The sequence below is a fragment of the Bacteroides sp. RTP21281st1_H5_RTP21281_210402 genome, from assembly GCF_040918965.1.
GTDB lineage: Bacteria > Bacteroidota > Bacteroidia > Bacteroidales > Bacteroidaceae > Bacteroides > Bacteroides congonensis.
This window is the reverse complement of the sequence record NZ_JBCOWR010000005.1, coordinates 56,194-68,577: the sequence shown is the minus strand read 5'-3', so window position 1 is coordinate 68,577 and position 12,384 is coordinate 56,194. Positions and strand designations below refer to the sequence as shown.

Here is a 12,384-nt window from a genome sequence, read left to right as displayed (position 1 = left end):
TTTCATAAGGATTAATACGTCATGCGAAGTCCGCAAAGTAAATTAAAATTAGTCGGCCGTTTCGTACGTACCGTAGCCAGTTTCGAATCAGTACTGAAATGATGCGAAATACCGGGTTCGGCAAAGAGCGCAAGCCGGTCATTAATTTTATAATTGATTCCAATGCCGGCAGTCACTGCCAGTTGGACAGGTTCTTCCTTGAAACTGTTGTCCGGAGCACCGGCTATGCATTTATCCGCTATCCCGCCTACGGTAGCGTAAAGGTCAATTTTCTTCGTATCCACCAACGTCACGTTTACCCGGACAGGGATACCTAGATAATGCAAATGTTGTCCTGCCGAACGGAGATTGGAATAAAGCAGTCCTGTTTCTATCCCCAAGTAATCATTCAATTTTCGTTCTACTGTCACCCCTGCGGAGATTGGCATCTTATAAGTACCGTCATCCGCCGGAAGTGCCGTGCCTAACTGCGCTTTTATCGCCCAGCGATGTCTCTTCACAACTTTTTCGGGAGTAACAGCCGGACTTGCGGTTTCTTCCTGCACAGCAGATGATTCCGTATTTCCATTTGCAGCCTGCCAATAACCATTATAACCTTGATTACCATAACGATTACCACTTCCCGTAGTAGTCGACGAAAAAGAGAACGACATGGAGAAGGTAATAGAAAGCGAATCCTCCTCTTCCACACATTGCGACAACATACCGAATGATTTAGGAGCCGGCTTCGGCAAAACAGGTTCTACCGGCAATGGCAGTTGATTGACACGTATTCCGTCTCCGTCCATCTGCCCCCCGTTCGTCACGGCTATCTTCGTAAATGCTTCTTCCATCTCTTCCTTGGGAGAGAAATACAGGAAAGTAGCCGACGAAGCCGCCAAAACGAGCAATACAGATGCCGCAGCCGCCACACGGAAGAGCAGAATCCGACGGCGATGTTGGCAAGCCACAGGAATATCCTGCGAGAGCTCTTCCCAAAAGCCATCCCGGACACTCATCCCTGCATCAGCAAGACGCGTGCGAAACAGATCGGTTATTTCATCATTTTCTTTCTTCATTGTTCCTATACTCTTTAATTCTTTTTGCTAACAAATATTTGGCGCGATGCAACTGCGAAGTAGACGAATGTTCCTTAATGTGAAGCATCCTGGCTATCTCCTTGTGCGACTTTTCTTCAAACACATAAAGGTTGAAAACGGTTCGGCAACCATCCGGCAATTCGGCAATGAATGCCATCAACTGCTCTTCGGAGATTCCAGCCCCTCCTCCCGAGTCCGATATATCGGGGATATCGGGAAGTTGCTCTTCATGCACTACCAACTGGCTGACTCGTTTCTCCCGTCTCAAATAATCAAGTGATTGAGTGACCATCACCCGGGTTATCCATGTGCAGAGCGAAGATTCGCCCCTGAAGGAGAAGTTGGTAAAAATCTTGATGAAACCGTCATGCAGTACATCGTGCGCCGCATCCATATCGCCCGTATAGCGGAAACAAACCGCCAGCATCTGTTTGGAATAGAGAGTGTAAAGTTCCCTTCGGGCTGAATCCTTTCCTGCCCGACAGCCCTTTACCAGTTCTATCTCGTTTTCCAAGTCAATTACCTTTTTTAAAATCGAACGTATGTCTGCGTCGTTTTATCCATTAGACGCAAGAGTTTGAGGAATGCTGCAACAGAAAATGTTAAAGAATACAAATGCAAAAGTTTTTTCTGAAGCATATGCAAAAACAGGGAAGATGGGAAACAGTCTTCAGATACAAATAACGCGGATAACGCGGATTCTTTTTATTAAAGTCTTACTATCCGTGCCATCCGCGTTACGCGCGTCTTAAGAAATCTTCATGACAATCTTCTCTTTTTCATTTAGCAGGCCTTGAAGCTCATGTCCAGTCCTTTCACTGAATGAGTCAGAGCACCTACGGAGATGAAATCTACGCCACATTCGGCATAGTCACGAAGAGTGTCAAAAGTGATACCGCCTGAAGATTCGGTTTCGTATTTGCCGGCTACCATCTCTACTGCCTTTTTCGTCATTTCGGGAGTGAAGTTATCAAACATGATACGGTCTACCCCACCGAGATCAAGAACTTGTTGCAGTTCGTCGAAGCTGCGGACTTCTATTTCTATTTTCAGGTCTTTACCTTTTTCTTTGCAATATTCTTTGGCACGGGTGATAGCCTTGTCAATTCCTCCGGCAAAGTCCACATGATTATCTTTCAAAAGAATCATGTCGAACAGACCGATGCGATGATTCACACCGCCACCGATTTTCACAGCCATCTTTTCGAGGATACGCATCCCCGGAGTCGTCTTGCGGGTATCCAGTACGCGGGTATTTGTGCCTTCCAGTTTCTTTGCATATTTGCGGGTCATTGTGGCGATACCGCTCATACGTTGCATCACGTTCAGCATCAGGCGTTCGGTCTGAAGCAGTGATTGCACTTTTCCTTCCACTACCATGGCCACATCGCCCGGTTTCACTTCTGTTCCGTCGTTGATAAAGACTTCGACTTTCATAGTCGGGTCGAAACGGTTGAAGATTTCCTTAGCTACTTCGATGCCTGCCAGTACGCCGGCTTCTTTGATAAGCAATTTTGATTTTCCCATTGCTGTAGCGGGGATACATGAAAGGGTGGTATGGTCACCATCACCTATATCTTCTGCAAAAGCAAGGTCGATCAGTTTGTCGATCAGTTCTTTTTCCTTATTCATTGATTTTGTCAATTCTTATTTGGTGTATTAAACATTTATCCTGTACTTTCTTGAGGAAACAATTCACGCGGAAGTTCCCCTTAGTAGTAGCCAACGTTCCGATAACGAAACTTGATTCGTCCCGTTTTCCCTGATGGTTCACGTTAAATCCGCTGACTTTATTCTCCGTAAAGAATTCCTGCATCGTAGCCATTGCTTTCTGCTTGTCAACGTTTGTCGAGCGACCTTGGAGCACCAGGTTTACCTTGTCCCCCATATACTTACTCAGCTCTTGCGAGCTTCCTCTTTTAAATGCCGTAATCACTCCTGCCGGTATCTCTTGCGCCATTAGCAACGAGAGGGAAAGAAGCAAAGCGGTCATTCCTACGAGCACTCGTTTTTTCATAATTACAAGCTTTTAAGTTGAAGTTTAAAGACTCAAACTTTCAACTAATGATAGGCAAAGGTAAGCATTAATTGCAGAATAACATAAAAAATGCCTATTTTTGTGCATTAATCAGAATTATAAAGGCATGAAGACAACTCTGCTCGTCGTAGGACGAACCGTAGAACAACACTATATTACAGCTATCAACGACTATGTACAGCGTACAAAACGCTATATCACTTTTGATATGGAAGTGATTCCCGAACTGAAAAACACGAAGAGTCTTTCAATGGAAGTACAGAAAGAAAAGGAAGGTGAGTTAATTTTGAAAGCGCTCCAACCGGGAGATGTGGTGGTGCTGCTCGACGAACACGGAAAAGAGATGCGTTCCCTTGAATTTGCCGACTACATGAAACGGAAAATGAATACGGTCAACAAACGGCTGGTTTTCATTATCGGTGGCCCTTACGGCTTCTCCGAGAAAGTCTATCAGGCAGCCCATGAGAAGATTTCAATGTCGAAAATGACTTTCTCGCATCAAATGATACGACTGATATTCGTGGAACAGATTTATCGGGCGATGACGATATTGAACGGGGGGCCGTATCATCACGAGTAAAAACATGCCGGTGACGGTGTTAAAAGGAGTTACCCGCTTGGTTAATCTGAAATAAAATAGTTCCTTTGTAGAAAAGATAGAGTCTCATTAACTATAGACCATGGAACAGAAAGAATACATATCAAAATTATCTCCCCATTTGTTTTGGGATATAGATATATCAAAGGCTGATATGGATACCTGTCCGGCACAAATTATCCAACGCGTCTTGGAATATGGCACTCTGGCAGATTGGTTGCTAATACGGTCTTATTATGGATTAGATAAAATCGTATCAGTCTGCAAATCTTTGCGTTCATTGGATCGAAAAGCTTTAGCATATATCTGTTGTATCTCAAATACCTCCAAAGAAAAATATAGATGTTATCACGAAAGTTTACGGAATCCTACTATTTGGAACACAGAATAATCATAATAAAAGCCTAGTCTTTTCTTCTAAATACAACCTATCAAACACTTTAATCAATTTATCTTCACTAGTAATCAATTTCCGTAATTCCGCCAACCGTCCGGCATTATCCGACTGAGGTATCCATAACTTCAAATATCCCCCTTCCGCATACTTATCATTAAGATGTTTACGAAAGCGAGCATATTGCTGTTCTTTATCCATTTCCGGATAATGGGACAATCCATACTGAACGGTACGACGCAACGTTACCTCGGGATCTATTATACGGTCGGCTTCGGCAACTATTTTTCCATAGATACTTCTCGGAATCTGTTTGTTGGATGCACGATGGTCTTCTATCGCTTCTTTCATCTGCAACAGTTGTTCATCCGTAAACCAATGTCGCAAAGTTTCATCCGCCATTAATTTCTTGCCGGATACTATATGATGAAACTCACGTCCCTCACACAGTCCCAAGTCATGGTAAGCGGCAATCGTATAGACCATCGGCAGATTGACATCATAATAAGAAGCCAGTTTCAGACTTTCTTCAATTACTTTTTCAACATGGTCTATTTGATGTGCCTTGTCGAAGTTGACATATTGCGGAATTATATTCTGCTGAATATACTCACGGAGTTCTATTGGCAAACTAGTATTCATATGTACTACTCCCGATTCATCAAACGATGTTCTGCCATTTGCTTAAACTTAGTTCCCGAACGGCCGTAATTGGCATACGGATAGATGGAGATACCTCCACGGGGAGTAAAGATTCCTGTTACTTCGATATACTTGGGATTCATCAGCCGGATAAGGTCTTTCATTATAATATTGACGCAGTCTTCGTGGAAAGCACCATGATTACGGAAACTGAAAAGATACAGTTTCAAACTCTTACTTTCTACCATTTTTATATCCGGTATGTAGCTGATACGTATTTCAGCAAAGTCCGGCTGTCCGGTGATAGGACACAAACTTGTGAACTCAGGGCAGTTGAAACGTACCCAGTAGTCATTCTCAGGATGCTTATTATCAAAGGCTTCTAATACTTCAGGAGCATAATCTTGCTTATACTCGGTTTTTCTTCCTAATAAGGAAAGTTGGTCTTTTAATTCTGTCATTTGTACTCGTTTACTGCAATCCTCTACATAGATAAAAAACGCATTTCCTCTTTCACCTATCACCGACCATACTCAAACACCTTATTCATAAGTATTTGAGTGGTGAATGATTCATTTTACAACCTATCACCGTATCTGTCACCTATCACCGTAATTCTTTAACCCCACGGGGGGATTTATCCGCGTCCTATGTGTTACGGCGTGTTTCAAGCAATAGAAACTTTAGTTTCTTACCGTTGAAACTCTAGTTTCTTACGATTGAAACTTTAGTTTCTCGCTGATGAAACTTTAGTTTCCCCTAATGAAACTCAGGTTTCTTGCCGTGAAACAACAGTTTCAAGCTGTTGAAACTGAATTAAGCCGATACAATTCCCGAACAGAAGCTACTATCTTATTTATCAGAGCTTACCGGTGACAAGAGATGTGACGGCAGAATGTCGAATTTAGTTGCTGTCACCACTTGCTGTCACAGACTATTCATTTTATAATCAAACGATTAGCTACAGCAATGTGACAGATGACAGCAGAAAATGCATTTTTAATCTCTGTGTAGAGATATTATTGATTCTTACTTTTTAAATATTTCTCCAGTCCTTCCCGACGCAACGTACAAGCCGGACAATGTCCGCAACCATCACCTTGTACACCATTATAGCATGTCAAAGTCTCGGTGCGAATCAGTTCCAACACTCCCAGTTCGTCCGCCAAAGCCCATGTTTCGGCTTTATCAATCCACATCAGAGGAGTATGGATTACAAATTGTTCATCCATAGCCAAGTTCAATGTCACATTGAGTGACTTGACAAACGCGTCGCGGCAGTCGGGATAACCACTGAAATCTGTTTGGGAAACTCCTGTCACCAAGTGATTGATGCCACGTTCGCGGGCATATACTGCTGCGATGCTGAGAAAAAACAGGTTACGTCCCGGAACAAATGTATTGGGAGCACCATCTGCCGGTTTTTCCTGATCCATCACCATCGTAGCGTCAGTTAGTGAGTTACGTCCCAGTTTTCCGATGAAGGATACATCCATCACATCGAATTCCACTTCCGCTTTACGGGCTATCTCCCGTGCAAGCTCCACTTCCTTCTGATGTTTCTGACCATACAGGAAACTCAGGGCATATACTTTCTTGAAGTTGCGCTTTGCCCAAAACAGGCAGGTGGTGGAATCCTGCCCGCCACTGAACACAACCAATGCTGCTTCTCTATTCATACAATATTTTAAATATCTTTGATTTTCAGTACATTGTAGGAGATATCGGTATCGTAGACATCGCTACCGTCTATTTTCTTAATCGCTTTCACCACACGGATAGTGACCGGAAGAATCATCACTTCGTACATGGATTTCAGTACGATTTGGATTCCCATCATAATGAGCAGTTCTTTCCATGCAATAATTCCTCCGAATGCTACCGGGAAGAAAATCAATGAATCGGCAGTCTCACCGACAACAGTAGACCAAATGGCACGGGCGGAAAAATTCTTGCCCTGACTGGCTATCTTCATCTTGCTCATCACATAAGCATTGAGGAACGAACCGACCAAAAAAGCCATCAGACTGGCAGCCACAATACGGGGCGCCATACCGAATACAAAATCAAAATGCTCTTCGCCTTCCCAAAAAGGAGCAGCCGGAATGGCAACTGCTATCAGTCCAAGACTTACAACAAAGAAATTCATCGCAAAACCACTCCAAATGATAAGACGCGCTTTCTTGAATCCCCAAACTTCGGCGATACAATCATTGATTATATAAGAAATAGGAAAAACCAATAATCCGGCGGTCACGGTCAGGCTACCGATTTGGATTACTTTCGTTTCAAGAAGATTGGCCGCAATAAGGCATACATTAAAAAGAATGCCAAGCAGCATAAAAGGTACAGATACTTTCTCTTTCATAATTCCTGTTTTTTACGTGGTGTTCTAGAATACACGACCGCTATTCACGGCATCATACTTTCTTTTTCTTTCGGGCTGCAAAGATAGAGGAAAAACTATGAAAAAGCAAAAGATATTTGATGATTGACCGGTTGCAACTCATGAATATCCTCGATAAAAAGGAAGGATGCTACCTATACAAATATTTGGATGAATGAAAAAGAATGAAAATTTCCTAATCGGGGAATCCTTTTCAGACGGCCACGTGTTTAAAATCCATGTTTAACTAAAAGACCAGATCATGGAACATCAATTTAAGAAAGACGTAAAAGAAGCAGCAATGCAGGAAAAGAAAAATGCCCGGCTTGCTGAAGAGAGAGCCGAAGAAGCTAAGGAAAGAGGTGCCGAAGCGAGTTCACATTCGGGCGAAAGCTTGAAAAAGAAAGTACAACATGCCGCACATGTTGCTCAGGAAAAAGCGACAGAAGCGACTAACACAGTGAAAGAAAAAGCCACGGAAGCAGCCCATACCGCGCAGGAGACTGCTCAAAAGGCTAAACACAGAGTCCAGGAAATGATGGATTAACAACAAAATGAGCCTTCCCGCCAGTTGTCGTCTATGGCAGGAAGGCTCATCACTTTGACCTTAAAACACATCACTCAATCAAAAAGAATTGTATCAGGAGAAATCTTTCAATTCTTCTTTCAACCGTTTACGGATGAAGAACAAACGGCTTTTCACCGTCCCCATCGGCAATCCTAGTTTCTCGGCAATTTCTCTATACTTAAATCCGGCGACAAACATCTGGAAAGGTACTTTCATATCGTCGGGAATGGTATGTAACACACGATACAATTGCTTCATATCATAGGCAAACTCAAACTTGCCACCATCTTCGTCTTCAATCATGTGCTGTTGATTTACAGAATAGGTATCATCCATGATATTCATTTCGCGGACAGTACGGCGATAGTTATTGACAAAGATGTTACGCATGAGAGTGTACATCCATCCTTTCAGATTCTTGCTATACGTAAACTTCTCATGATTGTCCAATGCTTGCAACACACAGTCCTGAACCAAATCATTAGCTGAATCACGGTTTGCAGTGAGCTTATATGCGAAGCGGTGCAAATCCGGCTGTATGTCTAATATTCCTTGAGTAAATTCTACTTTTCCCATCGTCGTATTTCTTTTATCTGATTAGTACGGTACAAAGTTCCGTTTTTTTAGAATGATTATAAATAGCAATTCTTCCGGTTAGTTTGGCAATTTTTCCTTTGCCCCTCTCAACCATTTCTTTTTTTAGTTGTTCATTGGGCATTCACCTAAAACTTAACTGATAATGAAAACTAGTTTTAAAATGGTAGCTATGCTACTGGGGATGGGAATCTTCCCCCTCTGTGCCCATGCACAAAAGAAGGTAATCATCGAAGATGAAGAACCCAATTCCATCATGTTTGTCTCTCGTGATAAGGCAGGAGATGAAATTATCCGGATCATGAACGACCGTTCGCAGATGCGTTTCCATGACCCGAACGCTCCCCGCTTTCTGCTGACTGACCAGAAGGGTAAGTTTGCATTGGGCATCGGCGGTTATGTCCGTGCAACGGCAGAGTATGACTTTAACGGTATCGTTGACGACGTCGATTTCTATCCGGCATTGATTCCCCAACCGGGAAAGGGAAATTTTGCAAGGAATCAGTTCCAGATGGACATCACCACTTCCACCCTATTCCTTAAACTGGTGGGACGTACGAAACATCTCGGTGACTTCGTGGTTTACACCGCCGGTAACTTCCGCGGAGACGGAAAGACTTTTGAATTGCAAAATGCGTATGCGCAATTCCTCGGTTTTACCATCGGATATAGTTATGGTTCGTTCATGGATCTTTCCGCGCTTCCTCCTACTATCGACTTTGCAGGCCCTAACGGTTCGGCGTTCTACCGCACCACGCAATTAAGCTATATGTGCGACAAGTTGAAAAACTGGAAATTTGGCGTTGCCATGGAAATGCCTTCGGTAGACGGCACTACCAACAGCGATGTTTCCGTCAACACCCAACGGATGCCGGACTTTGCCGCTTCCGCACAATATAACTGGAACAGTAGCAGTCATATCAAACTTGGCGCAATCGTACGCAGTATGACTTATTCAAGTAATGTATATGACAAGGCTTATTCGACTACCGGATTCGGTTTGCAGGCATCCACTACATTCAATATCACAAAGAAGTTGCAGGTTTACGGACAGTTCAATTATGGTAAGGGTATCGGTTCTTATCTGAATGATTTAAGCAATCTCAATGTGGACATTGTTCCCGATCCTGACGATGAAGGAAAAATGCAGGTTCTTCCGATGTTGGGATGGTATGCCGGACTGCAATATAATTTTTGCCCGAGTTTCTTTGTTTCCGGAACATATAGTTTATCCAGACTTTATTCTGAGAACGGATATCCAAGCGAAAATCCGGAATCTTACCGCAAGGGACAGTATCTTGTAGCCAATGCTTTCTGGAATGTAAGCAGTAATCTGCAAGTGGGCGTCGAGTATTTGAGGGGATGGCGCAGTGATTTCAGTTCTTCAACCCGTCATGCCAACCGGTTGAATATGCTGGTACAGTATTCTTTCTAAATTAATATAAAACAAAGAAGCCGTCTCAAAACAGTTGTTTGAGACGGCTCCTTTATATATAAAAGGTTGGATTGTGAAATTTAGAACTTATAATCTACACCAAGACCAAATACTTTATTTGTACGGCTGTAAGTAGTTGCTGAGATTTCTGTCACTTTATTATAATCCTTATAATTTGTCCAAAAATAAGCGACATTCATTGTCAAATGCTTAGTCATCTTAATTGCAGCACCGAAGCCAAGTGAGTAAGAATCACAAGAGAAGCTAATATCACTTTGAAAATCATCTGCCAGTCCATAATCTGTATTTTGATAACCGCCACTGATAGTCAGTTGCTTGGTTACATCCCACTCTGCACCAACTAAAATTTCATGTGTACCATGTTTCAAAGCTTTTTGTTTATCATTTGCCATACCTGCGGCTTTATCAAAGAAATGGTGGTATTCCACAGACGCACGAAGTGTGGGAAGGATTTCATAACCAACAGCAGCAGTCAGTAAAGCCGGAATATCACTCGGAGTGTTTACACCGTCCTTATAATCAGCCAATGGGTTTCCTTCTTCTCCCATTACAACTCCATTCTGACGAACTTCTGCCTTTTTGGTTTTATTTTCAAGATTCAAACTTGTCATGAATTCATATTTCAAGCCGATATTCCATTTTCCTAATTTTACATCAGCACCAAGAATCGGTGTAATTCCCCAACCTGTCTGATCGCAATCCAGTTCTATACCAGCCAGTTCTGTACCTGCTGGCATATTCGGCAGATCATTATTCACTTTTGCTGTTAAAAATCCTTCATATCCACCACTAAAATAGTTCATACGCCCACCGGCAAAAACAGACAACCAATCTTTTATCTTATACGACAAACCTAATTGAACACCATAAATAAATTGGCTTCCATCCATTGCGCTATTGATAGAGTACATAGAGGGAGTTACCACTCCTCCAGTAGCTTGGCTGATTGTACCTATTATCATTGAATCGAACATGCCTAAACCATCATCGAAAGATGCTTTTCCACCACCACCTACAACAGCGAAACTACCTGAAATAGTCCAATCACCTTTTTTATATGCACCCTGAAAACTAGGAATGAAAGGAGCAGAAGCTTTACCTTTATAATAACGTCTGTGTCCATCTTCGGGGAACAGAGGAAATGTCATATCTATATTACGTGTCTGATAAGCACTTTGTCCGTTCAAAGAAAGATAAAGACCATCACCCGGTAAGAAAGCCAAACCGGCAGGATTAGAATAAACACCGTCAATATCAATGGAAGCACCACGTGCCAACATTCTCAAAAAAGCCACATGTTGATTAGTATTTGTCAGAAGACCTCCGGCAAAAGTTGGAATTGAAACGATTAGCATTACAAATCCAATCAAGGAAATTTTTCTCATCTAAATCTTTTTTAAATTATTTCGGGCGCAAAGATACAATATTATTGCACACGAGACATATGTTTGTGCATTTATTTTCATTTACCCACCCATTTTAATTGAAAAAACAAACTGTTTCTAATGAAACAATCTACATTTATCATCAATCGGGAAGCAAACAAATCCACCTGTTTTTACGTTTTTATAGTATAATAAATTATAGAATAATATGATGGGCTATACTATTGCATTTTTTGGCACAAAGCCTTATGACGAATCTTCTTTCAATGATAGAAACAAAGAATTCGGATTTGAGATACGCTATTACAAAGGAAATCTGAATAAGAACAATGTACTACTGACGCAAGGCGCAGATGTTGTATGTATCTTCGTAAATGATGTTGCCGATGCAGAAGTAATCCGCATCATGGCAGCTAATGGAGTAAAACTGCTGGCGCTGCGATGTGCCGGATTCAACAATGTGGATCTGGATGCGGCTGCCACTGCCGGAATTACCGTTGTACGCGTACCTGCCTACTCACCCTATGCGACTGCCGAATATACGGTAGCTCTTATGCTATCGTTGAATCGTAAAATTCCACGTGCTTCCTGGCGTACTAAAGACGGCAATTTCTCCCTTCATGGCTTGATGGGATTTGATATGCACGGAAAGACAGCAGGTATCATCGGCACTGGGAAAATAGCGAAAATCCTGATTCATATCTTAAGAGGGTTTGGCATGAATGTGCTGGCTTACGACCTATACCCTGATTATAACTTTGCACGGGAAGAGCAGATTGTTTATACTTCACTGGACGAATTATATCATAGTTCGGATATTATCTCGCTACACTGCCCGCTCACTGAAGAAACGAAATATCTTATTAATGACTACTCCATCAGCAAGATGAAAGACGGAGTGATGATTATCAATACCGGTCGCGGACAGTTGATTCATACCAATGCGCTGATTGAAGGGTTAAAGAATAAGAAAATCGGTTCCGCAGGTCTGGACGTATATGAAGAAGAAAGTGAGTACTTCTACGAAGACCAGTCCGACCGCATCATCGACGATGATGTGCTTGCCCGCCTACTCTCGTTCAATAATGTGATTGTCACCTCCCATCAGGCATTCTTCACACGCGAAGCGATGGAGAATATTGCCCTGACAACCTTGCAAAACATAAAAGATTTCATCAATCACAAACCTCTGCTAAATGAAGTGAAGAGATAAAACTTTTAGTCTATTGCTTTGTTTACAGGAT

At 42.3% G+C, this 12,384-nt stretch carries 15 protein-coding genes; 5 read left to right on the top strand and 10 right to left on the bottom strand.

Annotated elements, in window-relative coordinates; genetic code table 11:
- Positions 1-11: 11 nt before the first annotated feature.
- The 4 genes from AB5443_RS09180 to AB5443_RS09165 all read right to left on the bottom strand — a co-directional run bounded on the left by AB5443_RS09180 (position 12) and on the right by AB5443_RS09165 (position 3,096).
- Complete coding sequence (locus AB5443_RS09180) at positions 12-1,058, bottom strand: outer membrane beta-barrel protein (RefSeq protein ID WP_277134987.1); 1,047 nt, start codon at positions 1,056-1,058, stop codon at positions 12-14.
- A complete protein-coding gene (locus tag AB5443_RS09175) occupies positions 1,042-1,593 on the bottom strand; it encodes an RNA polymerase sigma factor (RefSeq protein ID WP_044654254.1) in 552 nt (183 codons plus the stop codon). The genes AB5443_RS09180 and AB5443_RS09175 overlap by 17 nt, the downstream gene beginning before the upstream one ends.
- Positions 1,594-1,862: 269 nt before the next feature.
- Positions 1,863-2,711 (bottom strand): carboxylating nicotinate-nucleotide diphosphorylase, encoded by an 849-nt coding sequence (nadC, locus tag AB5443_RS09170; protein WP_044654253.1) that lies wholly within the window; start codon positions 2,709-2,711, stop codon positions 1,863-1,865.
- Complete coding sequence (locus tag AB5443_RS09165) at positions 2,704-3,096, bottom strand: DUF4783 domain-containing protein (protein ID WP_044654252.1); 393 nt, start codon at positions 3,094-3,096, stop codon at positions 2,704-2,706. The genes nadC and AB5443_RS09165 overlap by 8 nt, the downstream gene beginning before the upstream one ends.
- A gap of 127 nt (positions 3,097-3,223) precedes the next feature.
- Here AB5443_RS09165 and rlmH point away from each other — a divergent pair, with 127 nt between their 5' ends.
- Together rlmH and AB5443_RS09155 are read left to right on the top strand one after the other, a co-directional pair.
- Entirely contained in the window at positions 3,224-3,697 is a 474-nt protein-coding gene (rlmH, locus tag AB5443_RS09160) for a 23S rRNA (pseudouridine(1915)-N(3))-methyltransferase RlmH (RefSeq protein ID WP_044654264.1), read from the top strand.
- A gap of 100 nt (positions 3,698-3,797) precedes the next feature.
- On the top strand, positions 3,798-4,106 hold the full coding sequence (locus AB5443_RS09155; RefSeq protein WP_073343321.1) for a hypothetical protein: 309 nt from the start codon (positions 3,798-3,800) through the stop codon (positions 4,104-4,106).
- Here AB5443_RS09155 and AB5443_RS09150 read toward each other — a convergent pair whose 3' ends face one another.
- The 4 genes from AB5443_RS09150 to AB5443_RS09135 form a co-directional block, all read right to left on the bottom strand.
- The gene (locus AB5443_RS09150) at positions 4,107-4,751 is read right to left on the bottom strand and encodes an HD domain-containing protein (protein WP_195406410.1); all 645 of its coding nucleotides are present in this window, start codon (positions 4,749-4,751) and stop codon (positions 4,107-4,109) included. It abuts the gene before it with no gap.
- A 5-nt stretch (positions 4,752-4,756) separates the two neighbouring features.
- The gene (gene queF, locus AB5443_RS09145; protein ID WP_277134988.1) at positions 4,757-5,212 is read right to left on the bottom strand and encodes a preQ(1) synthase; all 456 of its coding nucleotides are present in this window, start codon (positions 5,210-5,212) and stop codon (positions 4,757-4,759) included.
- Between the two features lie 558 nt (positions 5,213-5,770).
- On the bottom strand, positions 5,771-6,430 hold the full coding sequence (gene queC / locus AB5443_RS09140; protein WP_277134990.1) for a 7-cyano-7-deazaguanine synthase QueC: 660 nt from the start codon (positions 6,428-6,430) through the stop codon (positions 5,771-5,773).
- 8 nt (positions 6,431-6,438) lie between these two features.
- The gene (locus tag AB5443_RS09135; protein WP_022138219.1) at positions 6,439-7,119 is read right to left on the bottom strand and encodes a queuosine precursor transporter; all 681 of its coding nucleotides are present in this window, start codon (positions 7,117-7,119) and stop codon (positions 6,439-6,441) included.
- A gap of 280 nt (positions 7,120-7,399) precedes the next feature.
- Here AB5443_RS09135 and AB5443_RS09130 point away from each other — a divergent pair, with 280 nt between their 5' ends.
- Positions 7,400-7,684: a YtxH domain-containing protein gene (locus tag AB5443_RS09130; RefSeq protein WP_022138220.1), complete on the top strand. Its 285-nt coding sequence runs from the start codon at positions 7,400-7,402 to the stop codon at positions 7,682-7,684.
- A 93-nt stretch (positions 7,685-7,777) separates the two neighbouring features.
- Here AB5443_RS09130 and AB5443_RS09125 read toward each other — a convergent pair whose 3' ends face one another.
- Positions 7,778-8,281 carry an RNA polymerase sigma factor gene (locus AB5443_RS09125; RefSeq protein ID WP_022138221.1) on the bottom strand — a complete coding sequence of 168 codons (504 nt, stop codon included), beginning with the start codon at positions 8,279-8,281 and terminating at the stop codon, positions 7,778-7,780.
- A gap of 163 nt (positions 8,282-8,444) precedes the next feature.
- Between AB5443_RS09125 and AB5443_RS09120 the strand changes: the two genes are divergently transcribed.
- On the top strand, positions 8,445-9,734 hold the full coding sequence (locus AB5443_RS09120) for a DcaP family trimeric outer membrane transporter (protein WP_022138223.1): 1,290 nt from the start codon (positions 8,445-8,447) through the stop codon (positions 9,732-9,734).
- Positions 9,735-9,814: 80 nt separating this feature from the next.
- On the opposite strand, the gene AB5443_RS09115 is transcribed toward AB5443_RS09120, so the two are convergent.
- Positions 9,815-11,140 carry an OmpP1/FadL family transporter gene (locus AB5443_RS09115; protein ID WP_277134991.1) on the bottom strand — a complete coding sequence of 442 codons (1,326 nt, stop codon included), beginning with the start codon at positions 11,138-11,140 and terminating at the stop codon, positions 9,815-9,817.
- Between the two features lie 211 nt (positions 11,141-11,351).
- Here AB5443_RS09115 and AB5443_RS09110 point away from each other — a divergent pair, with 211 nt between their 5' ends.
- Complete coding sequence (locus AB5443_RS09110; protein WP_073343593.1) at positions 11,352-12,353, top strand: 2-hydroxyacid dehydrogenase; 1,002 nt, start codon at positions 11,352-11,354, stop codon at positions 12,351-12,353.
- The last annotated feature ends 31 nt before the right edge of the window (positions 12,354-12,384 follow it).